At 72.2% G+C, this 23,930-nt stretch carries 18 protein-coding genes; 16 read left to right on the top strand and 2 right to left on the bottom strand.

Annotation, left to right across the window (positions count from 1 at the left end; translation table 11 throughout):
• Positions 1-18: 18 nt before the first annotated feature.
• The 11 genes from M3147_RS08035 (at position 19) to M3147_RS07985 (ending at position 17,173) form a co-directional block, all read left to right on the top strand.
• Positions 19-5,340, top strand: a complete 5,322-nt coding sequence (locus tag M3147_RS08035; RefSeq protein WP_251202930.1) for an Ig-like domain-containing protein — start codon at positions 19-21, stop codon at positions 5,338-5,340.
• A gap of 28 nt (positions 5,341-5,368) precedes the next feature.
• Positions 5,369-6,337, top strand: coding sequence for an AAA family ATPase (locus M3147_RS08030; protein WP_251202929.1), 969 nt, complete (start codon positions 5,369-5,371; stop codon positions 6,335-6,337).
• A complete protein-coding gene (locus M3147_RS08025; protein ID WP_251202928.1) occupies positions 6,334-7,644 on the top strand; it encodes a DUF58 domain-containing protein in 1,311 nt (436 codons plus the stop codon). The genes M3147_RS08030 and M3147_RS08025 overlap by 4 nt, the downstream gene beginning before the upstream one ends.
• The gene (locus M3147_RS08020; protein WP_251202927.1) at positions 7,641-9,986 is read left to right on the top strand and encodes a transglutaminase domain-containing protein; all 2,346 of its coding nucleotides are present in this window, start codon (positions 7,641-7,643) and stop codon (positions 9,984-9,986) included. The genes M3147_RS08025 and M3147_RS08020 overlap by 4 nt, the downstream gene beginning before the upstream one ends.
• A 115-nt stretch (positions 9,987-10,101) precedes the next feature.
• A complete protein-coding gene (locus tag M3147_RS08015; RefSeq protein ID WP_251202926.1) occupies positions 10,102-10,659 on the top strand; it encodes an FHA domain-containing protein in 558 nt (185 codons plus the stop codon).
• A 124-nt stretch (positions 10,660-10,783) separates the two neighbouring features.
• On the top strand, positions 10,784-12,232 hold the full coding sequence (leuC, locus tag M3147_RS08010) for a 3-isopropylmalate dehydratase large subunit (RefSeq protein WP_251202925.1): 1,449 nt from the start codon (positions 10,784-10,786) through the stop codon (positions 12,230-12,232).
• Positions 12,233-12,234: 2 nt separating this feature from the next.
• Positions 12,235-12,852 carry a 3-isopropylmalate dehydratase small subunit gene (leuD, locus tag M3147_RS08005; RefSeq protein WP_251202924.1) on the top strand — a complete coding sequence of 206 codons (618 nt, stop codon included), beginning with the start codon at positions 12,235-12,237 and terminating at the stop codon, positions 12,850-12,852.
• Positions 12,853-14,223, top strand: coding sequence for a UDP-N-acetylglucosamine 1-carboxyvinyltransferase (murA, locus tag M3147_RS08000; protein WP_251202923.1), 1,371 nt, complete (start codon positions 12,853-12,855; stop codon positions 14,221-14,223).
• 44 nt (positions 14,224-14,267) lie between these two features.
• Complete coding sequence (locus tag M3147_RS07995) at positions 14,268-15,035, top strand: lysophospholipid acyltransferase family protein (protein WP_251202971.1); 768 nt, start codon at positions 14,268-14,270, stop codon at positions 15,033-15,035.
• Entirely contained in the window at positions 15,025-16,164 is a 1,140-nt protein-coding gene (locus M3147_RS07990; protein ID WP_251202922.1) for an NAD(P)H-dependent glycerol-3-phosphate dehydrogenase, read from the top strand. The genes M3147_RS07995 and M3147_RS07990 overlap by 11 nt, the downstream gene beginning before the upstream one ends.
• Positions 16,064-17,173: a D-alanine--D-alanine ligase family protein gene (locus tag M3147_RS07985; protein ID WP_251202921.1), complete on the top strand. Its 1,110-nt coding sequence runs from the start codon at positions 16,064-16,066 to the stop codon at positions 17,171-17,173. The genes M3147_RS07990 and M3147_RS07985 overlap by 101 nt, the downstream gene beginning before the upstream one ends.
• A gap of 9 nt (positions 17,174-17,182) precedes the next feature.
• On the opposite strand, the gene M3147_RS07980 is transcribed toward M3147_RS07985, so the two are convergent.
• Positions 17,183-17,686 carry a DUF3515 domain-containing protein gene (locus M3147_RS07980; RefSeq protein ID WP_251202920.1) on the bottom strand — a complete coding sequence of 168 codons (504 nt, stop codon included), beginning with the start codon at positions 17,684-17,686 and terminating at the stop codon, positions 17,183-17,185.
• A 24-nt stretch (positions 17,687-17,710) separates the two neighbouring features.
• Between M3147_RS07980 and thiL the strand changes: the two genes are divergently transcribed.
• Complete coding sequence (gene thiL, locus M3147_RS07975; RefSeq protein WP_251202919.1) at positions 17,711-18,706, top strand: thiamine-phosphate kinase; 996 nt, start codon at positions 17,711-17,713, stop codon at positions 18,704-18,706.
• Here the strand turns inward: thiL and rsmD are convergent.
• Positions 18,676-19,278 carry a 16S rRNA (guanine(966)-N(2))-methyltransferase RsmD gene (gene rsmD, locus M3147_RS07970; RefSeq protein WP_251202918.1) on the bottom strand — a complete coding sequence of 201 codons (603 nt, stop codon included), beginning with the start codon at positions 19,276-19,278 and terminating at the stop codon, positions 18,676-18,678. The genes thiL and rsmD overlap by 31 nt on opposite strands.
• 92 nt (positions 19,279-19,370) lie before the next feature.
• On the opposite strand from rsmD, the gene M3147_RS19505 reads away from it, so the two are divergent.
• From M3147_RS19505 to M3147_RS07950, 4 genes are read left to right on the top strand one after another with little or no spacing between them, the layout of a single operon-like run.
• Positions 19,371-20,174, top strand: coding sequence for a hypothetical protein (locus tag M3147_RS19505; protein ID WP_251202917.1), 804 nt, complete (start codon positions 19,371-19,373; stop codon positions 20,172-20,174).
• The gene (locus M3147_RS07960) at positions 20,171-22,381 is read left to right on the top strand and encodes an ATP-dependent DNA helicase RecG (RefSeq protein WP_251202916.1); all 2,211 of its coding nucleotides are present in this window, start codon (positions 20,171-20,173) and stop codon (positions 22,379-22,381) included. Before M3147_RS19505 ends, M3147_RS07960 begins: the two co-directional genes overlap by 4 nt.
• A gap of 42 nt (positions 22,382-22,423) precedes the next feature.
• Positions 22,424-22,915 carry a pantetheine-phosphate adenylyltransferase gene (gene coaD, locus M3147_RS07955; protein WP_251202915.1) on the top strand — a complete coding sequence of 164 codons (492 nt, stop codon included), beginning with the start codon at positions 22,424-22,426 and terminating at the stop codon, positions 22,913-22,915.
• Between the two features lie 29 nt (positions 22,916-22,944).
• Entirely contained in the window at positions 22,945-23,928 is a 984-nt protein-coding gene (locus M3147_RS07950) for an AAA family ATPase (RefSeq protein WP_251202914.1), read from the top strand.
• The last annotated feature ends 2 nt before the right edge of the window (positions 23,929-23,930 follow it).

Here is a 23,930-nt window from a genome sequence, read left to right as displayed (position 1 = left end):
CACCGAGGGGGGAGCGCCATGGGGTTCTTCGGTGCCCGCCGACGCACCATCGCCTCGGTCACCGCGCTCGCGGTGCTGGCCGGTGTCCCGATCGGCTTCGCGGTGCTGCACCAGGGGTTCCCGGTGACCGACCCCGACCTCCGCGTGCGCGAGGTCTGGGTCACGAACGCCGAAGAACTGCAGCTCGGCCGGCTCAACCGGCAGATCGACGAGCTCGACGCGGCGGTCGCGACCGCCGCGAGCGAGACCGATGTCTTCCAGCACGGGCAGGACGCCTTCGCGTACGACCCGTCGGTCGGCTCGATCGAACGGGTCGACGCCGCCTTCACGACGCTCGTCGAACGCATCGACGTGCCGCCCGCCTCCAGGGTGGCCTACGGCGGCGACGTGATCGCCGTACTGTCGCCGAAGGGCGAACTGTGGACCGTGCCGGCCGCCGGGTCGCTCTCGTTCGACTGGCGCGGCACCGAGCCCGTCGCGAAGCTCGGCTCGGGTGCTGCGGTCGCGGTCAGTGAACGGGGCACCGTCTTCGCGAGCGACCCCAAGCCCGGTGAACTGCTGAGCCTCGAACGAGGCGCCGAGGCACCCGTGGTCCGTTCGATCGGCGCCTTCGGCGAGCACGAGCTCGCCGCGGTGGGCGAGCGGGCCGTCGTCCTCGACCTCGAGGCCGACGAACTCCTCGTCGACGAGCGGCGGATCGAACTGCCGGGCGGCGCCCTGCGCTTGCAGCAGTCGGGCCCCGAGGCATCCGAAGCCGTCGTGGCGACCGCTGATGCGCTCCTGTTCGCACCGCTCGGCGGTGGCGAGGTCCGCGAGGTGCAGCGGGAGGGCGCCGCGAGCACCGAGAAGCGGTCGAGCGTCGCCGCACCGGTGCGGGTCGGAGCCTGCGTGCACGGCGCCTGGGCCGAGGCCGGCCGCTACCTCGCGGTCTGCGACGGCGAGGAGCCGCGCGGCGTCGACCTCGAGCAGTCGACCGCTGGCGGTCGGCTCGAGTTCCGGGTGAACCGCGACGTCGTGGTGCTGAACAACCTCGCGAACGGGGACGCCTGGCTCCTCGACTCCGAGCTCCGCCTTGTCGACAACTGGGAAGAGGTCACGCCCCCGGAGGAGACCGACGAACTCGAGGGCGACGAGAAGAGCGCCCAGCAGACCTTCGAGGACACGCTTGCCGAGCGCACCGAGCAGAACCGCCCGCCGGTCGCACGCGACGACGACTTCGGCGTGCGCCCGGGGCGGACCACGATCGTCGACGTGCTGGCGAACGACACCGACCCCGATGGCGACGTGCTCACCATCGTCCGGACGAGCGAGATCGCCGAAGCGGCCGGACGCCTCGACGTCATCGACGGCGGCCGCGCCCTCCAGTTCACCCCGGCTGACGGTGCCGCCGGCACCGTCAGCTTCCGGTACACCGCCGACGACGGGCGCGGCGGAGTCGCCGAGGCGAGCGTGAACCTCCGAGTCGTGCCCGAGAGCGAGAATGCCGCGCCGAAGCCGATGCGCAACGGGGCGACGAGCGTCGAGCAGGGCCAGCAGATCTCCTACAACCTGCTCGCCGACTGGAGCGACCCCGACGGCGACGACCTCTTCCTCGTCGATGCCTCGCCGACGAGCGGTGACCTGGTGCGTGCGAGCCCCGACGGCTTCGTCACCTTCGAGCACAAGTCGGCGGAGCTCGGCCTGAAGGAGGTCGTCTACACGGTCTCCGACGGCCAGAACTCGGCGACCGGGACGCTCACCGTCGACGTGAAGCCCGCCGGCTCGCTGAACCCGATCGGCACGCCCGACTTCGCTCAGGTCTTCGTCGGCGAGAACGTGCTCATCGAGCCGCTCCTGAACGACCTCTCGCCCTCCGGCGCACCGGTGGAGCTCCTCGGCGTGCCCGAGCCGCCCGAGGGCGCCACGACGACGCCGAACCCCGAGCGCGGCACGATCGCCTTCTCGAGCAACACCGCGGGGGAGTACATCTTCCTGTACGACCTCGGTGCCGGGGCCAATGTGAGCGTCGGGCTCATCCGGGTGCAGGTCGTCGAACCGCCGGCCGACCCGCCCGCGCCCATCGCCGTGAAGGACACCGCCTACCTCCGGCCCGGCGAGCCGACCTCCGTCTCGGTCCTCGCGAACGACGTGTCCCCCTCCGGTCGCGTGCTCGCGGTGCAGTCGATCGACGACACCGCCACGGACGGCCTCGTCTCGGTCGAGCTCCTCACGAACACCGTCGCCCGCGTGAGCGCCTCCGAGGCGCTCGACCGGCAGCTGCAGTTCTCGTACACGGTCTCCGACGGCGTGAACACCGCGACCTCGACCGTGACCGTCGTCCCTGTTCCGCCGCTCGTGAAGCACCAGCCCCCCGTCGCGCTCGACGATTCCGCCATCGTGCGCGCCGGGGACATCGTCACCGTGCCGGTGCTCGCGAACGACTACCACCCCGACGCGGCGACGATGTGGCTCGACCCCGAGCTCGATCTCAGCGGAGCGCCCGGCGCGCTCGCGTTCACCGATGGCGAGTCGGTGCGGTTCCAGGCACCCGACCAGGCGGGCGTGCACACCGTCGTCTACACGGTGCTCGACGACTTCGAGCAGCTCGCACGTGCCACGGTCACCTTCACGGTCATCGGGCGGGACGCCGAGAACCGGGCACCGCTGCCCACCCCGCTCACCTCGCGCACCTTCGCCGGCTCGGCGGTGACCATCGACGTCCCGCTCGACGGCATCGACCCCGACGGCGACTCGGTCGTGCTCACCGGCATCGATCAGGCGCCGGCCCTCGGCCGGATCCTCGAGCGCACGAGCACCTCGTTCACGTACGAGGCGTTCGCCGGAGGCAGTGGCACCGACGAGTTCCGCTACGTGCTGCGTGACACGCAGGGCGAGGAGGCCGTCGGCACCATCCGGATCGGCGTCATCCCGCGCGCCGAGGTGCAGGCGCCGCCGACCGCGGTCGACGACGCGATCGAGATGAAGCCGGGTCGCACCGTCGGCGTCGACGTGCTGCTGAACGACTCCGACCCGAATGGCTACAGTCTGCACGTCGCGGACCTCCCCGAGGTCGACGAGGGCATCGAGGCCGAGATCCGGGACCGCCGCCGGGTCATCGTGACCGCGCCGGAGGGCGAGGGGGCCTACACGATCCGCTACGCGATCTCGAACGGGCACGGCGGAACCGACACCGCGTTCCTGCAGCTCGCGGTGAGCGAGGACGCCGTGATCGACCCGCCGACGGCCGAGGACCAGGTGCTCGAGCCCGAACGGCTCGTCGCCGGCGAGGACGCGGTCGTCGACCCGCTGAAGGACGCGACGAACCCGGGCGGGCTCGTCGAAGACCTCGTCGTCACCGTCGAGGGGCCGAACGCCGGCCGCGCCGAGGTCGCAGCCGACGGCACCATCTCCGTGCGGCCGGCCCAGGAACGCTACGCGGTGGCGTTCCGGCTCACGAACGAGCTCGACGAGCTGTCCGCGATGGCGTTCGTGATCGTGCCACCCATGCCGGACGGCGACGCCGTGCCGGAGGAGACCCAGCGCCCGAAGACGCCGGAGGAGATCGCGGCCGAGGAGCGCGCGAAGTTCCCGGCGCCGTACCTGAAGAACCTCGGCGAGATCGTCGTGCCGATGAACGGCAGCATCGAGTGGGGCGTCGGCGAGCTCGTCGAGGTGCCCTCTGGCCAGCCCGCCACGATCCTGTCGGCGTCGGCGACGAACTCGGCCGGCTCGCCGATGGTGAGCGGCACCGAGCTGCGGTTCGAGCCGGAGCGGGACTACCGCGGCCCCGCGACGGTGACCTTCGAGGTGACCGACGGCAAGGGCGCCGACGACCCGGTCGGCCGTCGGGCCATCCTGAGCTTCCCGATCACGGTCGGCGACCCCGGCTTCAACGACGTCGCGCCGACGTTCACCCCGCGCGGTGAGACCATCGAGGCCGGCGAGGCTCCGCTCGAGGTCGACCTGCGCGAGATGACCGATCAGCCGAACCCGGACAACATCGCGAAGGTGAGCTACACCGGCCTCAGCGGGCAGAGCGAGGAGATCCAGGCGGAGATCGTCGACGGCTCGATCCTGCGGATGCAGGCGCCCCTCGGTGTGCAGCCCGGGGCGTCCGCTCGCCTCTCTTTCCAGCTCCGCTTCAACGAGTTCACCGTTCCCGGGTACGTCGACGTGAAGGTGGTGTCGTCGACGCGGGCGAAGCCGCGAGCGGTCGCCGACCCGAACACCGGTGAGCTGGAGGTGAAGCGCGGGGGCTCGGTGACGGTCCCGGTGCTCGAGAACGACTTCAACCCCTTCGCGCAGGACGGCGTGCCGCTGCGGGTGGTGGCCGCGGAGGTGGTGAGCGTCGGCGCGAACGCGACGGCGAGCTTCACCCCGGAGGACGTGACGATCCGGACGGGCTCGGCGTTCACCGGAACGGTGACGGTGAACTACCGCATCGAGGACGGCACCAAGGACCCGACCCGCCAGGCGCAGGGCCAGGTGACCGTCGTCGTCCGCGATGCGCCGGACGCACCGGGCGCGCCCACGGTCGTCGCGAGCGGCGACGGCCAGGCGACGATCAAGTGGAGCGCGCCGGCGAACAACAACGCCGCGATCACCGGCTACGACGTGGCCGGTGCCGGCTCGGCCCGGCCGTTCGGCGCGGACGCGGCGGGCAAGAATCAGGTGATCGGCGGCCTCACGAACGGCCAGGCGTACACCTTCCAGGTGCGGGCGAGCAACAAGATGGGCGACGGCACGTACTCCACTCTCTCCGCGTCGGTGACGCCCTGGGGTACGCCGAGCGCGCCGACCGATGTGCGGGTGAGCGCCGACGGCAACGCACCGACGACGGTGCGGGCGAGCTGGAACGCCCCCACACAGGACGGCGGCGGCCAGCTGCGGTATCAGGTCCGCTTCGACGGCGGTGGCTGGCAGGACGTGCCGGCTCGTGCAGCCAGCTTCCCGAACCAGGGCGCCGGCACGCACACCGTGGAGGTGCGCGCGATCAACGGCGGCAACAACGCAGGACCGGGCGCGTCCGATCGCGTCACCGTCAACAACCCGCCCCCGCCCTCGCCGAGCGCGTCGGTCTACAAGGGCGGCGACAGCGGCTGCTGCCGCTACGTCGCGGCCAGGTACTCGGACTTCACCCCCGGCTCCTACACCGTGACCGTCGAGTACCAGCACTGGAGCACGAGCGCCGGCTGGACCTCGATGACGTCGCAGCGGATCAACCTGGGCAGCGGCGGCACCTTCCAGACGCTCAGCTTCCTGGGCGAGGCGAACCCGGCCGAGTTCCCGGGCGTCCGCATCCGCTTCCAGGGGCCGGGCGGCACCTTCTACAGCAGCGTCGCGAACTGGGGCGCACTCTGATGATTTCCACCGTGGAGGAACGAACGACATGGCAGTGACGCAGGAGCAGGCGGAGTGGTTCCGCGACGCCTTCGGGCGGCTCGTCGAGAACATCGACCGGGCCATCCTCGGCAAGCGCGAGATCATCGCGCTCGTGTTGACGGCGATGCTCTCCGAGGGGCACGTCCTGCTCGAGGACGTGCCCGGAACGGGCAAGACCGTGCTGGCGAAGGCACTCGCGAACACCCTCGACGGCACGAACTCGCGCATCCAGTTCACGCCCGACCTGCTGCCCTCCGACGTCACCGGCGTCACGATCTTCGATCAGACGAAGGGTCGCTTCGAGTTCCACCGGGGACCGATCTTCGCCTCGGTCGTCCTCGCCGACGAGATCAACCGCGCCAGCCCGAAGACCCAGTCGGCGCTGCTCGAGGTGATGGAAGAGGGCCGGGTGACCGTCGACGGCGTCGGCTACGAGGTCGAGCGCCCCTTCATGGTCATCGCCACCCAGAACCCCGTCGAGCAGGCCGGCACCTACGCGCTGCCCGAGGCCCAGCTCGACCGCTTCCTGATCAAGACGTCGCTCGGCTACCCCGACCACGCGGCCGCCGTCGCGGTGCTGCTCGACTCGGCGAACCGGGCGCGCGCCGACGGGATCACCCCGATCATCGCCGCGAGCTCGATCTCGGCGATGTCGGCGCTCGCCGCCGAGGTCTACGTCGACGAGTCGGTCGTCTCCTACCTGAACGAGATCGTCACGGCGACGCGGGAGCACCCCGACGCCGCACTCGGTGTCAGCATGCGCGGGGCCCTCGCGCTCGCCCGCGCCGCGAAGACCTGGGCGATCGCCCAGGGGCGCGGGTACGTGACCCCCGACGACCTCCGCGAGCTCGCCGTCCCAGTGCTCTCGCACCGCATCATCGTCGACCCGGAGGCGGAGTTCACCGGAGTCACGGCGACCGATATCGTGGCCCGGGCTCTGGCCGACGTGGCCCCGCCCGCCTACCGGGCGGCATGACGGGCGACGCCGGCACCACGCCGCAGCCTTCGCAGTCCCGGCTGGCCTTCCAGGCCGTCGGGCGCTCCGTCGCGCGTACAGCCGGTTCGTTCGGCGAACGGCTCGGGCGAGCCCGGCGGGCCGTCGCGGCCTTCGTCCGGCCGGTCACGAGTCTGGTCTCGACCACGGGATGGCTCGTGCTGGTCGCGGCGCTCGTCGCGACGCTGATCGCGGTGGTTCTCGACTGGGTGGAGTTCGCGTTCCTCGCCGCCACGCTCGCGGGGGCGCTCCTCATCGCGGTGCCGTTCGTGTTCGGTCGACTGCGCTACCGCGTCGGCGTCGAGCTGGAGCCGCGTCGGGTGGTCGCCGGGGAGCGTGCGCTCGGCCGGCTGACCGTCGTGAACGACGGCGGCTCGAACTCGGTCTCCTCGCGCATCGAGCTGCCGGTCGGAGCGGGATCGGCCGTCTTCCGGATTCCGACGCTGGAGCCGCGGGCGGAGCACGAGGAGCTCTTCGCGGTGCCGACCAATCGCCGTGCGGTGATCGTCGCCGGACCGGCGATCTCGGTCCGCGGCGACGAACTCGGACTGCTTCGGAGGACGGTGCGCTGGAACGATCCCGTCGAGCTCTTCGTGCACCCGGTGACCGCCCGGCTCCGCCCGTCCGCGGCCGGCCTCGTCCGCGACCTCGAAGGCGAGGTCACGAAGGTCATCACCGATCACGACCTCTCCTTCCACGCGCTCCGCGCCTACGAGCCCGGCGACCCGCTGCGCAACGTGCACTGGCGGAGCTCGGCGCGCACCGGCCGCCTGATGGTGCGCCAGTACGAGGAGACTCGGCGCTCCGAACTGGTGCTCCTCCAGTCGACCGAGGAGTCGCACTACGACGACGAAGCCGAGTTCGAGCTCGGCGTCTCGGTGTTCGCGTCGATCGGCGTGCAGCTGATCCGCGACGCCACGAAGACCGTCTGCGCCACCGAACGGATGCGGCTGCGCACGACGAGCACGACGAGCCTCCTCGACGACAGCTGCCGCATCGAGCCGTACGCCCGTCGCGGCGGGCCGGCCGCCGGCGCGCTGCGCGAACTCGTGCGGGACCGGATCCGGCTCGCGCCCGCGGCGAGCGTCGTGGTGCTCGTCACCGGCGGCGCCCAGCCGCTCAGCGAGGTGCGCGCGGTGCAGACCGTGCTGCCGCCCGAGACCCCGCTCGTCGCGGTCCGCGTGCAGCGCGGCGCCGAGTCGCGGATCGCGAAGGTGGGCCGGAGCACCGTCGCCACGATCGGTGAGCTCGGCGAGCTCGCCGCGGTGATGCGGAGGGTCAGGCCATGACCGCGACCCGCCCGACCCTCGCACCGGCGACCGCGCCACGCCTTCGCGGCACGGTCACCACCACGCAGCTCGTCGACCTCGGGGTGCTGGCCGCGCTGTGCCTGCTCGCCGTCGCCGGTTACGAGACGAGCTTCGGCGGCATGGACTTCCTCCTCGCCGCCGTCGGCGGCCTCATCGTCGGCACGGGCGCGGCGCTGCTCGGGTCGCTGCTGCGCCTCGGCGTGCTGAACACCGTGCTCCTGGCCCTCGCAGCCTACTTCCTGCTCGGGACGCCGTTCGCGATGCCCGCACAGGGGATCGCGGTGATCCTGCCGAGCCTCGACTCCTTGGCGGGCCTCGCGATCGGCGCGGTGTACGGCTGGGCGGATCTCGTGACGATCGCCGCCCCGGTCGAGGCGCCCTACTACGTCGCCGCCGTGCCGTACGTGGCGACGTGGCTCGTCTCGCTCGTCGGCGGACTGCTCGTGCTCCGCTGGCTGCCGGCGCGTCGCACCGTGCTGCGCGCCGCGGTGCTCCTCATCGGTCCCGTGCTGCTCTATGTGTCCGGCATCCTGCTCGGTACCGACGAGGCGTTCCTCGCCGCCGTTCGGGGCGTCGCGTTCGGCGCGCTGGCGCTCCTGTGGCTGGCGTGGCGACGCAGCTCCGGGCTCGAGCAGGGCGGGGCCGACGGCCGCACGCTGCTGCGTCGCGCCGGTGGCGCGGCCGCGGTCGTCGGCGGCGCGGTCGTCGTCGGCACCGTGGCCGGCCTCGCGTTCGCACCGACTGCCGCCGAGCGCTTCGTGCTCCGCGACGAGATCGTGCCGCCCTTCGACGCGCGCGAGTTCTCGAGCCCGCTGGCCGGCTTCCGGAGCTACACGAAGGACCTCGCCGAGGAGCCCGTGCTCCGCGTGCGGGGGATGCAGCCGGGTGACGTGCTGCGACTCGCCTCGATGGACGCGTACACCGGTCGGCTGTTCACGGTCGCCGGCCCGGAGTCCAAGGTCGACGGCGGCTACGCGATCGTGGGCGAGACGCTGCCCGAGCCGACGCTCGCCGAGCTCGGCAGCGAGCGGCACCTCGAGGTCGAGTCGCTCGCCTACCGCGACGTCTGGCTGCCGACGATCGGCTACGGCACGCGGCTCCAGCTGGTCGACGACGGCACCGCCGGTCGTGCGGGCGACCTCAGGTACAACGCCGATGCGGGCACGGCCGTGCTCACGAGCGGGCTCCAGGTGGGCGGGAGCTACGCGCTCGACGCCCGCATCCAGGTGCAGCCCGACCCCGACGCCCTCGCCGATGTCCCGGTCGCCCGACTCGAGCTGCCGCCCGTGGACCAGCTGCCGGACGTCGTCGCCGCGAAGGCCGAGGAGTACGCGGGCGACGAGGAGAGCGCGATCGGACGCATCCGGGCGATCGAAACGGGACTGAAGACCAACGGCTTCTTGAGCCACGGGCTCGCCTCCGACTCCGTGGCCTCACGCGCCGGGCACGGCGCCGATCGGCTCATCGAGCTGTTCACCCGCTCCCAGATGGTGGGCGACGAGGAGCAGTACGCCGCCGCGATGGCGCTCATGGTGCGCCAGCTCGGCTACCCGGCGCGCGTGGTGATGGGCTTCGCCCCCGAGGTCGAGCAGGGTGCGGAGGAGGTCGAGATCCGCGGGGAAGATGTCACCGCCTGGGTCGAGGTGCCGTTCGAAGGCGTCGGCTGGGTGAGTTTCCGCCCCACGCCCGACCAGGTCGACGTGCCGCAGGAGCAGACGCCGCGGCCGAAGAGCGAGCCGCAGCCGCAGGTGCGCCAGCCGCCGAGGAACGAGTCGACCGACGACGAACTGCTCACGACGGTCGAGATCGACGACACCGAGGACGAGAAGCGAGACCACCCCTTCGAGGTGCCCGGCTGGGTCTGGGTCCTCGCGGGCTCGGTCGGCATCCCCCTCGCGATCGTCTTCCTGCCCGTGCTGTTCGTCGCGCTCGCGAAGCGGCGACGTCGGGCGCGGCGGCTCCGCGAACGCCCCGACCGCAGCTCGGCCGGCGCCTGGGACGAACTCGTCGACCGCTATGCGGAGCTCGGGCTCGAGCCGCCCGAGCGCGCCACGCGCCGCCAGACGGCGCTCGCGCTCGCCGGTCAGTCCGGCGAGCAGGGGCTCGCCGGGGCCGAGGGGCTCGCCACGCTCGCCGCCGCGGTCGATCGCGACGTCTTCGAGGGCCGGGAACTCGACGAGACGGTCGCGACGCAGCGCTGGACGGAGGCGGATGCCGTGGCCGCCGCCGCGACGGCCGCAGCCGGCCGGGTCCGCCGGATCGTGAGCCGGTACCGCTACGCGCGCCGACGGAAGCAGGGGCGCCGCCGCTCACGCTCGTGAGCGGGCCGCCTGCGGCGTGCACGACGATGGGGGCGGCGCGCCGATGCGGTGCGGGCGGCCCGGGGGATCGTCGTGCAACTCGCAGACGCTGTGGCGCCGCCGCTAGGCTGGCGGCGTGGACGGGTCCGACTTCATCGTGCCGCCGCCGGGACTCGTGCCCGGCGAACCGCCGGCTGCGCCCGAGCGCGCCGCCAAGCCCGTCGAGCGCACGTTGCCCTCCTTCGCCCCGGGCCGGAGCGGCCCGCCGCCGATCCTCCCGTCCCCCGCGGGCCCGGTCGTGCAGGCGCCGGTGCCGCTCGACCCCGCCTTCGAGGTCACGGGGGAGCGGGTCCGGTGGCGGCTCGCCGCCGCGGGCGGGGCCGATGCGGTCGTGACCGGCCCCTCGGTGCTCGGCCGGGCGCCCCGCGTCGAGGACGCGGCAGGGGCGAGCGCGGCGGTGCCGATCGAGGATCCGAGCCGTACGGTGTCGAAGACGCACGCCCTCGTGGTTCCGGCCGGAGAGGCGCTCGTCGTCACCGACCTGCATTCGACGAACGGGATCCGCATCGAGCGGGCCGGTGCGGAGGCGGAGGAGCTCGCGCCCGGCGCGTCCGTCCTCGTGGGCGATGGCGAGGTGCTCGTGCTGGGGCGGCTGCGACTGCTCGTGGCGAGGCTGCCCTCGCCGAGCGTGTAATCTGTCAGGGTGCGTGCACGGCGACTTCTGCTTCGGTGCCGCGGCGGGGCCTCGTTCTAGGCCCTTCCCCGCCGCGGAGTCCGTCGACGGCTGATTCAGAGCAGAACCGAAGGAAGACCACCGCATGACCGCGTCAAGCGAACGCCCCCGCACCCTCGCCGAGAAGGTGTGGGACGACCACCTCGTCAAGCAGGGCGAGGACGGCACCCCCGACCTCATCTACATCGACCTGCACCTGGTGCACGAGGTGACGAGCCCGCAGGCCTTCGACGGCCTGCGCCTGGCCGGCCGGCCCGTGCGCCGCCCCGACCTCACCATCGCGACCGAGGACCACAACACCCCGACGCTCGACATCGACAAGCCCATCGCCGATCTCACGAGCCGCACGCAGATCGAGACGCTGCGCCGCAACGCCGCCGAATTCGGCATCCGCCTGCACTCGCTCGGCGACAAGGAGCAGGGCATCGTCCACGTCGTCGGCCCGCAGCTCGGCCTCACGATGCCCGGCATCACGGTCGTCTGCGGCGACTCGCACACCTCGACGCACGGCGCGTTCGGCGCGATGGCGTTCGGCATCGGCACGAGCGAGGTCGAGCATGTGCTCGCGACCCAGACGCTGCCGCTGAAGCCGTTCAAGACCATGGCGATCACCGTCGAGGGCACGCTGCGCCCAGGGGTGACGGCGAAGGACATCATCCTCGCCGTGATCGCGAAGATCGGCACCGGAGGCGGGCAGGGCTACGTGCTCGAGTACCGCGGCAGCGCCATCCGTGCGTTGTCGATGGACGGCCGGATGACGATCTGCAACATGTCGATCGAGGCGGGCGCCCGTGCCGGAATGGTCGCGCCCGACGAGACCACCTTCGCCTATCTGAAGGGCCGCGCGCACGCGCCAGAGGGCGACGATTGGGACGCCGCCGTCGAGTACTGGAAGACGCTGCCGACCGACGAGGGCGCCGAGTTCGACGCCGAGGTCTTCATCGACGCCGACGCGCTCGAGCCGTTCGTGACCTGGGGCACGAACCCGGGGCAGGGCGTCTCGCTCTCCGAGACCGTGCCCGACCCGGCCGCCATCGACGACCAGCACGAGCGCGCCGCCGCCGAGCGGGCGCTCGAGTACATGGACCTCCGTCCCGGCGTGCCGCTGAAGGAGATCAAGGTCGACGCGGTCTTCATGGGCTCCTGCACGAACAGTCGCATCGAGGACCTGCGCGCGTTCGCGTCGATCGTCGCGGGCAAGCAGAAGGCCGACGGCGTCCGCGTGATGGTCGTCCCGGGCTCCGCGCGGGTGCGGCTCGAGGCCGAGGCCGAGGGGCTCGACAAGGTCTTCGAGGCCTTCGGCGCCGAGTGGCGCTTCGCGGGCTGCTCGATGTGCCTCGGGATGAACCCCGACCAGCTGGCGCCGGGCGAGCGCTGCGCGTCCACCTCGAACCGCAACTTCGAGGGCCGGCAGGGCAAGGGCGGCCGCACCCACCTGGTGTCCCCGCTCGTGGCTGCGGCGACCGCGATCCGCGGCACGCTCTCGAGCCCGTGGGATCTCGAACAGGCCGTGACCGAGGCGGAGGCGAAGTAATCATGGAGAAGATCAGCACCGTCACCGGCGTCGCCGTCCCGCTGCGTCGCTCGAACGTCGACACCGATCAGATCATCCCCGCCGTCTTCCTCAAGCGGGTCACGAAGACCGGCTTCGACGACGCCCTGTTCCACGGCTGGCGCCAGGACCCCGACTTCATCCTCAACCAGCCCGCCTACCAGGATGCTCGCGTGCTCGTCGCCGGCCCCGACTTCGGCACCGGCTCGAGCCGTGAGCACGCCGTCTGGGCGCTCCGCGACTTCGGCTTCCAGGTGGTCATCTCGAGCCGCTTCGGCGACATCTTCCGCGGCAACGCGGGCAAGCAGGGGCTGCTCGCCGCGCTCGTCGCGTACGAGGACATCGAGCGCATCTGGGAGGTGGTCGAGGCGGCTCCGGGAATGCCGGTCACGGTGGATCTCGTTGAGCGTACGGTGAGCGCAGGTGAGCTCACGGTGCCGTTCGAGATCGACGACTACACTCGGTGGAGGCTGTTGGAGGGACTCGACGACATCGGGCTCACTCTGCGCGAAGAAGAGGCCATCGCCGAGTTCGAACAGCATCGAGCGGCGTGGCGGCCAACAACGCTCCCGATCCGGGAGCCGGCGGAAGCAGGGAACTGAGTGAACACACTCGTTGATGACGCGAAGCAGCATGGGAGTGCGGTGGGGCTCGAGGTCGACAAGATCACCATCAACGGCGGCAAGCCGTTGCGCGGCCGCATCGAGCTGAAGGGCGCGAAGAACCTCGTCACTAAGGCGATGGTCGCGGCGATCCTCGGTGACACGCCGAGCGTGCTGAAAGACGTGCCGAACATCAGCGACGTCCGCATCGTCCGCGGTCTGCTCGAGGTGCACGGCGTCACCGTGACCGAGGGCGAGGAGCCGGGCGCGCTCGTGCTCGACCCGTCCGGGGTCGCCCAGGCGCACATGGCCGACATCGACGCCCACGCCGGGTCCAGCCGCATCCCGATCCTGTTCTGCGGGCCGCTGCTGCACCGCCTCGGCGAGGCGTTCATCCCCGACCTCGGCGGTTGCCGCATCGGCGACCGCCCGATCGACTACCACCTCGAGGTGCTGCGCAACTTCGGCGCGATCGTCGAGAAGCTGCCGAGCGGCATCCGCATGTCCGCCCCGAACGGGCTGAAGGGCGCGAAGGTCGAGCTGCCCTATCCGAGCGTCGGCGCGACGGAGCAGGTGCTGCTCACGGCGACCCTCGCCGACGGCATCACCGAGCTCACCGGCGCGGCGATCGAGCCCGAGATCATGGATCTCATCAACATCCTGCAGAAGATGGGCGCCATCATCACGGTCGACACCGACCGGGTGATCCGCATCGAGGGGGTCGACCGGCTCTCCGGGTACAGCCATCGCGCGCTCTTCGACCGCAACGAAGCCGCGAGCTGGGCCGCCGCGGCCCTCGCGACCGAGGGCGACATCTTCGTCGGCGGAGCCCGCCAGGCGGAGATGCTCACGTTCCTGAACGTCTTCCGCAAGGTCGGCGGCGCGTTCGAGATCGCAGAAGACGGCATCCGCTTCTTCCACCCGGGTGGCGAACTGAGCTCGACGATCATCGAGACCGACGTGCACCCCGGCTTCATGACCGACTGGCAGCAGCCGCTCGTGATCGCCCTCACCAAGGCCAAGGGCGTGTCGATCGTGCACGAGACCGTCTACGAGCAGCGCTTCGGCTTCGTCGACGCGCTCGTCGAGATGGGCGCGAAGATCGATGTGCACAAGGAGTGCCTGACCGGCAAGCCGTGCCGCTTCGGTCAGCGCAACTTCAAGCACTCCGCGGTCATCTCCGGCCCGGCGAAGCTCACCGGCGCCGACATCGAGGTGCCCGACCTTCGCGGCGGATTCAGCCACCTCATCGCGGCGCTCACGGCCGAGGGACGCTCGACCGTGTCCAACGTCGGGATCATCGCCCGCGGCTACGAGAACTTCATCGGGAAGCTCGAGCTGCTCGGGGCGGACTTCGAACTCGAAGGGTGAACGGCCAGGTGGCGAACGACGACGGCGCGGATGAGTCGAAGCCGGTGAGCGACCCGCCTCCGGCGCGGGCGAAGCCCCGGTCCGAGACCCGACGGCCCTCCTTCTTCTGGTTCCTGGCGGCGGTCATCCTGCCGATCCTCAACCTCGGCGTGAAGTTCCGCTTCCACCACCGGGAGCGCATGCCGCAGTCGGGGGCGTTCGTGCTCGCGCCGAACCACTACAGCGAGATCGACCCGGTCGTGATGGGCGCCGCGAGCTGGAAGCTCGGACGCGCCCCCCGCTTCCTCGCGAAGGCCTCGCTCTTCAAGGTGCCGGTCGTCGGCTGGGCGCTCCGCGCCTCGGGTCAGATCCCGGTCGAGCGCAGCGGCAGCCGGGGGCATGACGCCCTCCGCGCCGCCGAAGAGCTCGTCGAGAAGGGGCGGATGGTCATCGTCTACCCGGAGGGCTCGCTCACCCGCGATCCCGATCTCTGGCCCATGCGCGGCAAGACCGGCGCGGTGCGCATCGCGCTCGAGCGCGGCATCCCGCTCGTCCCCGCGGCGCACTGGGGCACCCAGGCCCTCATGCCGCGCTACGGCAAGAAGCTGAGCCTGTTCCCGCGCAAGACGATCGACGTCGCCATCGGCGACCCCGTCGACCTCTCGCGGTACCGCGGCAAGCCGCTCGACCAGGCGACGATGGTCGCGGCGACGGCCGACCTCATGGACGCGATCACCGCGCTGCTCGCGGAGCTCCGCGGGGAGCCGGCGCCCGCCGAACGCTGGGACCCCGTGGTGCACGGTCAGAAGGAGACGGGCCGCCTTGAAGACTAGGAGCGGCTCCCGCAAGCCCCACGGCACCCGCGTCGCGGTGCTCGGGGCGGGCAGCTGGGGCACGACTTTCGCGAAGATCCTCGCCGACGGCGGCGCCGACGTGATGCTGTGGGCGAGGCGTCCGGAACTCGCCCGCGAGATCCAGGAGGCGCAGCGCAACAGCGACTACCTGCCGGGCATCAATCTCCCGCGGGGCCTGCGCTCGACGAGCCGGCTCGACCTCGCGCTGGCCGGGGCCGAGCAGGTCTACATCTCGGTGCCGAGCCAGTCGCTCCGCGACAACCTCGAGGCGATCACGCCGCACCTGCACGCCGACGCGATCGTCGTCTCCCTGATGAAGGGGGTCGAGAAGGCCAGCGGCCTGCGGATGAGCCAGGTCATCGCCGAGGTGCTCCCGATCGACGAGTCGCGCATCGCCGTCATCTCGGGCCCGAACCTCGCGCTCGAGATCGCGAAGGAGCAGCCGACCGCAGCGGTCGTCTCCTCGGTGAGCCTCGAGACGGCGCAGGCGGTCGCCTCGGTGTCGCGCAACCGGTACTTCCACTCCTTCGTGAACACCGATGTGCCGGGCACCGAGTTCGGCGGAGTGCTGAAGAACCTCATCGCGGTCGCGATCGGCATCGTCGACGGCGCCGGGTACGGTGAGAACACGAAGGCCTCGATCCTCACCCGCGGCCTCGTCGAGATGACCGACTTCTCGGTGGCCTACGGCGCGCAGGCCGAGACGCTGTCCGGCCTCGCCGGCCTCGGCGATCTCATCGCGACGTGCCAGTCGCCGCTGTCGCGGAACAACACGGCCGGCCGGCTGCTCGGGCAGGGCTACCACCTGAAAGACGTCGTCGAGCGCATGCAGCAGACGACCGAGGGGCTGGCGTCCGTCGGCCCGATCCTCGAGCTGGCGAAGGCGAAGGGCGTCGCTATGCCCATCGTCGAGCAGGTGCGGCAGGTGCTCGCGGGCACGCTGGCCCCGCGCGACATCGCCCCGCACCTCACGACCGACGACGAGCCCCAGGGCGAAAGGACGAACGATGGACAAGCTCAGGGTGGTTCTGCTCTTCGGCGGGCGTTCAAGCGAGCATTCGATCAGTTGCGCAACGGCGGGGGGAGTGCTGGGGGCGATCGATCGTGACCGCTTCGAGGTGATCCCGGTCGGGATCACCCGCGACGGCGCCTTCGTGCTCGAATCAGACGATCCGGCGCGCTTCGCCCTCGACCCGGCGCAGCTGCCCGAGGTCGTCGACAACGGCACCCGGGTGAGCTGGCCGGACAGCGCCGTCTCCCGCGAGCTGCGGGTGACGACGGGGTCGGCGGAGACCGGCGGCCCGGTCACCCGCTCGCTCGGCGACGTCGATGTGGTGTTCCCGATCCTGCACGGGCGTTTCGGTGAGGACGGCACCATCCAGGGGCTCCTCGAGCTGCTCGGCCTGCCCTACGTCGGCAACGGCGTGCTGGCCTCGGCTGCCGGCATGGACAAGCACGCGACGAAGACGCTGCTGGAGGGCGCGGGCATCCAGGTCGCGCCGTGGGTCACCCTCACCCGGGCGGCGCTCGCGGCCGACCCGGCGCTCTGGCAGCGCCGGGTGCAGGCCCTCGGACTGCCAGTGTTCGTGAAGCCCGCGCGCGCGGGGAGCTCGGTCGGCGTGACGAAGGTCGACGACTGGGCCGGGCTCGACACCGCGCTCGACGTCGCGTTCGCGGAGGACCGCAGTGTGCTCGTCGAGTCCGCCGTCCCCGGCCGCGAGATCGAGATCGCGGTGCTCGAGGGCCCGACTCCGGGCGAGATCGGCGTCAGCGTCGCCGGCGAGGTCGTCGTCACGGGTCGCGACTTCTACGACTTCGAGGCGAAGTACCTCGACGCGCCGGGCGTCGAGCTGGTCTGCCCGGCCGAGCTCGGCGACGGCGAGCTGTTCGAGCTGCAGCGCATCGCGCGCCGCGCCTTCGAGGCGCTCGGGGCCGAGGGGCTCGCCCGGGTCGACGTGTTCCTGACCGACGAGGGCTACGTCGTGAACGAGGTGAACACGATGCCGGGCTTCACGCCGATCTCGATGTTCCCGACGTGCTGGCTGAACTCCGGGCTCAGCTACCCGGAGCTCATCACCCGCCTCATCGAGGTCGGGCACGCGCGCGGCGCCCGCTGAGCCGGCGGTTCAGCCCTCGCTCGGCATCTCGCCGAGGTCGCCGAGGGAGGTGCATCCGTCGTCGGCCGGGATGATGCCGACCGCGTTCGAGAGGTCCGCGATCGCCGTGGTGCCGCCGACGACGTCGTTGTCCACGAGTACCTCGACGGCGGGCGTGCGACCGTACGTCGTGAAGAGGTAGCGCGGGGCGTCGGACTCGTCGATGACCCAGTCGATGCCGTCGACGCTCACGCAGCGGTCGGTGGTGGGACCGGGCACGGGCACGCCGCAGCGCAGCAGCACCGACGCGGGCTCACCCCAGGCGCCGGTGCCCTGCGCGTTCGTCTCACGCTTCGGCAGCTCGGCGACGGTGTCGGGCAGCCGCACCACGAGCGAGGCGCAGTCGGCGTCGTTCGCGTCGGGGGCGGCCTCGAAGGGCACGATCGGCGTGCAGGCGGACAGCGCGAGGGCGGCGGGGGCGATGACGGCGGCGGCGCGCAGGACGCGGCGGAACCGGGTGGGGCGGAGAGACATCCAGGCCAGGCTAGCGTGGGAGCCATGGAAGACGCTCTGAGCCCGGCGACCTCGATCGGACGGCTCGGCGAGGACGCGGTGCTCGCGCGGGTGCTCCCGAGGCTGCGGCCGGGCGAGGCCGCACTGCTCGGCGCCGGGGACGACGCGGCCGTCGTCGCGGCGGCCGACGGCCGCTTCGTCGTCACGACCGATCTGATGGTGCACGGACCCGACTTCCGACTCGCCTGGTCGACGCCGTTCGAACTCGGGTGGAAGGCGGCGGCGACGAATCTCACTGATGTCGCGGCGATGGGCGCCCGGCCCACCGCCCTCACCGTCGCGATCGCGGCCCCGCCGGAGCTCGACGTCGCCGTGCTGGAGGGCATCGCCGACGGGTTCCGGGAGGCGCTCGTGGTGTTGGCCCCCGGGGCGGGAGTCGTCGGCGGGGACCTCTCGGCCTCCACCGTGCTGACCCTGGCCGTGACCGCCTTCGGCGATCTCGAGGGCCGCGCGCCGGTGCTGCGCTCCGGTGCCCGCGTCGGCGACGTGCTCGCGCACGCGGGCGTCAGAGGCGACGCCGCGCGGGGCCTGGCCCTGCTGTTCGACGAGGCCCGCGACGCATCGGGAGAGCCGGATGCCTCGCTCGCCGCCGAGCTCCGGCGGCGCGAGCCCGAGCTGTTGGCTGCGCAGCTCGCGCCCAGGCCGCCGGTGTCGGCGGGGGTCGCCGCTGCGGCGGCCGGTGCCACCGCGATGCTCGACGTCTCCGACGGGCTCGCCCGCGACGCCCGACGCATCGCGGTCGCGAGCGGCGTGGGGCTCGACTTCGCCGCGACGGCGCTCGGCCCGGACCCGCGGCTCGCTCTCGCCGGAGCCGAGGATCACGGGCTGCTGGCGACGTTCCCCGCGGGGCAGACGCCGCCGCCCCCGTTCGAGCGGATCGGCCGGGTCGTGGACGCACCGGGCCGGCTCTCGCTGGACGGCGAGCCCGTGGAGGCGCTCGGCTGGGACCCCTACTCGGGCTGGGACGGCCGGGCCGGGTGATCCGCGGGCACGGCCCACCACAGGGTCGTCTCGCCGTAGTCGCGGCGCCGCTCGAGGTCGATCTCCTCCGGCCAGGATGGTTCCGGCGAGCGCGCGCTCCGCTCCACGATCACGAGCGCGTCGTCGGCGAGCGCCGGTGCGAGCGCGGCGAGTTCGCGCGCGAGTTCCGACTCGCCCAGCTCGTACGGCGGGTCGATGAAGACGAGGTGCCAGGGGCCGGGGGCCGCGCCGGGCTCGAGGAACGCGGCGACGCTGCGCTGGGCGACCCGGATAATCGGCGCCGTGCCGCGCGGTGCCGCGCGGCGCACGCCCTCGGCGTTCCGGCGGCAGATGTCGGCGGCCGGCTTCGCACGTTCGACGAGCACGATCTCCGCGGCCCCTCGGCTCGCGGCCTCGAGGCCGAGCGCCCCGGAGCCGGCGTAGAGGTCGAGCACGCGAGCGCCGGCGATCGCGTCGCGGGCCTCGAGCGCGGAGAAGATCGCCTCGCGCACGCGGTCGCTCGTCGGCCGAGTGCCCGAGCGGGGGACGGCGAGGGTCTGAGAACCGGCGAAGCCGGCGATGATGCGCGTCATGCTCCAGGCAGCTTAGCGGCGGTGCCATAGGCGGGGCGTCATCCGCCGTCAAGGGGTCGCCCGTTCGGGGGAGGCGCTGCCATGATGGTTTCGTGGACGAATCGACCGACCTTCCAGCCAGCCCGTCCCGCCATCGGGGCACGGAGCAGCGCGAGATCGATCGGCTCTGGGACTTCGCCGATCCGGTGGCGAGCGAGGAGCGATTCCGTGCGGCATCCGCGGATCCCGAGCGCACGCCGCACAAGCGCGCCGTGATGGCCGCCCAGCTCGCGCGCGCCGTGGGCCTGCAGGGCCGTACCGAGGAGGCGCTCGCGGTGCTCGACGGCGTCGCCGCCGCCGCGCCGGGATCGGAGTCCGGGCCGGAGGCGGCGGAGTTGCGCGCCCGTGTGGCGCTCGAGCGCGGCCGCTTGCATGCGGCCGCCGGGCGCCCGGAGGAAGCGCTGCCCGAGCTCACCCGCGCCGTCCGGGAGGCCGCCGCGGCGGGTGCCGCTTTCCTCGTGCTCGACGGCTTGCACATGCTCGCGCTCACCGACGGCGGCCACGAGGAGGAATGGGCGGCCGAGGGCTTCGACGTGCTCGCCGGCTCCCGCGATCCGCGGGTGCTGCGCTGGGGCATCGCGCTGCACAACAACCTCGGCTGGACGAAGCACGACGGCGACGATCCGGTCGCCGCGCTGCACCACTTCACCCTCGCCGCCGAGGCCGCCGAGCAGTACGGCAGCGCCGAGCAGCTCCGTGTCGCGCGGTGGTCGATGGCGCGCGCGTTGCGCACCCTCGGGCGCACCGACGAGGCATTGGCCATCCAGCGTGCGCTCGACGCCGAGCGCGCCGGCGATCCGTTCGTGACGGCCGAGCTCGAGGCGTTGACGGGGGCACGGCCTACGATCGAGGCATGACGGTCGCAGCAGCTGAGCCGAGTGTGGAGCCCGGTTCCTTCGGCCTCGAGTCCAAGCTCGCGACGGCGCTCGGCTCGCGTACGGCACAGGCCGTCGAGCGCGCCTTCGGCTACCGCACGGTGGGGGAGTTCCTGTCGCACTACCCGCGGCGCTATGCGATGCGCGGGGAGCTCACCGCGCTCGACTCGCTGCCGCTCGACGAGAACGTGACGATCGTGGCCGAGGTGCTCGAGGTGCGCGAGCGGTCCATGCGACAGCGACGCGGCTCGATCGTCGAAGTGAAGATCTCCGACGGCAACGGGGTGCTCACGCTGACGTTCTTCAACCAGTCGTGGCGGCAGAACGAGCTGCGGCCCGGCCGGCGCGGCATCTTCGCGGGCAAGGTCGGCTCGTACAAGGGCGCGCGGCAGCTCGCCCATCCCGACTACGAGCTCTTCGACGAGGAGACCCCCCGCACGGTCGACGATGCCGAGGCGGTGCGCTGGGCGCAGGCGCCCATCCCGATCTACCCGGCGACCTCCACGATCGCCAGCTGGCAGCTCGCGAAGTCGATGGCGCTCGTGCTCGACGGTCTCGGCCGCGTCGCCGACCCGCTCCCGGCCGAGGTGCGCGAGGCCCGCGGGCTCGAAGGTCACCGCCGAGCGCTCGAGTTGATCCACCGGCCGTCGTCGGAGGGCGACTGGAAGAGCGCGCGGCGCACGCTGCGCTTCACCGAGGCCTTCGTGCTGCAGACCGCGCTGCTGCAGCGGCGCGCCGCACTCCGTTCGCACGCGGCGATCGAACGCCGGCCGAAGCCGGGCGGGCTGCTGGAGCGCTTCGACGCGGCACTCGGCTTCGAGCTCACCGACGACCAGCACGAGGTCGGGCGGGAGATCGCCGACGACCTCGCGAGCGCCGCCCCGATGAACCGCCTCGTGCAGGGCGAGGTCGGCTCCGGCAAGACCCTCGTCGCGTTGCGGGCGATGCTCGCGGTGGCCGACTCGGGCGGGCAGGCCGCCCTGCTCGCGCCGACCGAGGTGCTCGCCGCCCAGCACGTGCGCTCCATCGCGAAAGTGCTCGGCCCCGAGCTCTCGGCCGAACTCATGCCGACCCTCGTCACGGGCCAGCTGCCGGCCGCGGAACGCCGGAAGGCGCTCCTCCGCACCGCCGCGGGGCAGGCTCGCATCATCGTCGGCACCCACGCGCTCATGGGCGACCGGGTGACCTTCGCCGATCTCGGGCTCGTCGTCGTCGACGAGCAGCACCGCTTCGGCGTCGAACAGCGCGAGGCCCTGCGCCTGAAGGGCCGCACCGCCCCGCACGTGCTCGTGCTCACGGCCACGCCCATCCCGCGCACCGTCGCGATGACCGTCTTCGGCGATCTCGACGTGTCCACGATCCGGCAGTTGCCCGCGGGCCGCGCCGGCATCACCTCCCAGGTGGTGCCGCTCGCCATCCGTCCGGCGTGGCGGTCCCGCATCTGGGAGCGGCTCGCCGAAGAGCTCTCCCAGGGTCGGCAGGCGTTCGTCGTCTGCCCGGCGATCGACCAGAAGCAGACCGAGGATGACGGCGAGCCGGTCGCGCCGATCGAGGCGGCCGAGGCGGAGGGTGCGCCGGCGGCGACCGTGCTCGCCACGCTCGCCGAGCTCCGGGAGCATCCGCAGCTCGGCTCCGCCCGCATCGAACCCCTGCACGGTCGCATGGCGGCCGACGAGAAAGACCGGGTGATGCGGGCGTTCGCCGCCGGGGAGGTCGACGTGCTCGTCGCCACCACCGTCATCGAGGTCGGGGTCGACGTGCCGAACGCGAGCGCGATGGTCGTCGTCGACGCCGATCGTTTCGGCGTCTCGCAGCTCCATCAGTTGCGCGGGCGCGTGGGGCGCGGCGGGGTGCCGGGCCTCTGCCTGCTCGTGACCCGGGCGGCGCCCGGCTCCCTGGCACTGCAGCGCGTCGAGGCGGTCGCGGCGACGCTCGACGGCTTCGAGCTCGCCCAGGTCGACCTGGAGCTCCGCCAGGAGGGCGATGTGCTCGGCGCCCGCCAGTCGGGCGGCCGGTCCTCGCTGAAGCTGTTGCGAGTGGTCCGCGATGCCGAGCTCATCGGTGAGGCGCGCGGGCACGCGGCCGCGCTGCTCGACGACGATCCCGGACTCACCCGGCACGAGGCGCTCGCCGAGGCGGTGCGACGGCGACTCGACGACGAGGCGAGCGAGTTCCTGAGCAAGAGCTGAGGCGGCCGGGCCGGCGGCTCCGCCGGGCACTACGCTGGAGCCATGCAGCGGATCGCCGTCGTTCCCGGCTCGTTCGACCCCGTCACCCTCGGACATCTCGATGTCATCGGGCGTGCGGCAGGGTTGTACGACCAGCTCCATGTGGTCGTGGTGCACAACCCCGACAAGAGCGCCCTCCTGCCCATCGCCCAGCGGGTCGCGCTCATCGAGCAGTCCATCTCCGACGCCGGCATCCAGGGCGACATCGTGGTGGCCAGCTGGAGCATGGGGCTGCTCGTCGACTACTGCACCGATGTCGGGGCGAGCGTGCTGGTGAAGGGCATCCGCTCCCAGCTCGACGTGGCGTACGAGACGCCGATGGCGATCGTGAACCGCCACCTGGCCGGGGTCGAGACCGTCTTCCTCCTGCCCGACCCGGCGAACGCGCATGTCTCGAGCTCGCTCGTGCGCCAGGTCGCGGCCCTCGGCGGCGACGTGCGCCCATACGTGCCGGCCTCCGTCGCGGAGTATCTCGCGGGGGCGATGACCCCGTGAGCGAAGCGGGCGCTGCGACCATGACGGGGATGCCGGATCCGGGCATCGACGAGGTCGGCGCCCGCGCCGCCGCCATCGTCGCGAACGTCGAGACGGTGATCAGCGGTAAACGCGAGGCCGTCGTGGCGGCGCTCACGGTCCTGCTGGCGGAAGGGCACCTGCTGATCGAGGACGTGCCCGGCGTCGGCAAGACGATGCTCGCCCGCTCCCTGGCGCGCTCGGTCGACCTCACGGTGAGCCGCATCCAGTTCACCCCCGATCTGCTGCCGAGCGATGTCACCGGTGTCTCCGTCTTCGACCAGTCCACGCGGAGCTTCACGTTCAAGCCCGGCCCGGTCTTCGCGAACCTCGTGATCGGCGACGAGATCAACCGCGCCAGCCCGAAGACCCAGTCGGCGCTGCTCGAGTGCATGGAGGAGCGTCAGGTCACGGCCGACGGCGTGACGCACCGACTGGGGCGCCCGTTCGTCGTCGTCGCCACGCAGAACCCGGTCGAGATGGAGGGCACCTACCCGCTGCCGGAGGCCCAGCGCGACCGCTTCATGGCGCGCATCTCGATGGGCTATCCGGCCCAGGCCGACGAGCTCGCGATGCTGTCGACGCGGGAGACGGCGAGTCCGATCGACCTCGTCGACCCGGTGGTCGCCCTCGACGAACTGCAGGCCATGATCCGCACGGTGTCCCGGGTGTTCGCCTCCGCCCCGGTGAAGGAGTACGCGGTCGAGCTCGCCCGGGCGACGCGCGACGACCGCCAGCTGCGACTCGGCGCCAGTCCGCGCGCGACGCTGCAGCTCGTCCGTGCCGCGAAGGCGCATGCGGCGATGCACGGCCGGGACTTCGTGCTGCCCGACGACATCGACGCGCTCGCGGTGCCGGTGCTCGCCCACCGGCTCGTTCCGACGAGCCGGGCGCTCGGCTCGCACGACCACGACAGCGGCCCCCTCATCGATACGATCGTGCGCCGCATCGTCACCGACACGCCCGTGCCGATCGGCAGCGCTCGAAGGGACTAGTC

The sequence above is a fragment of the Agromyces mediolanus genome, assembly GCF_023715325.1.
GTDB classification, from domain to species: domain Bacteria; phylum Actinomycetota; class Actinomycetes; order Actinomycetales; family Microbacteriaceae; genus Agromyces; species Agromyces mediolanus_A.
Note: the sequence above shows the minus strand (reverse complement) of the source record. Positions and strands in the feature narration are given on the sequence as shown.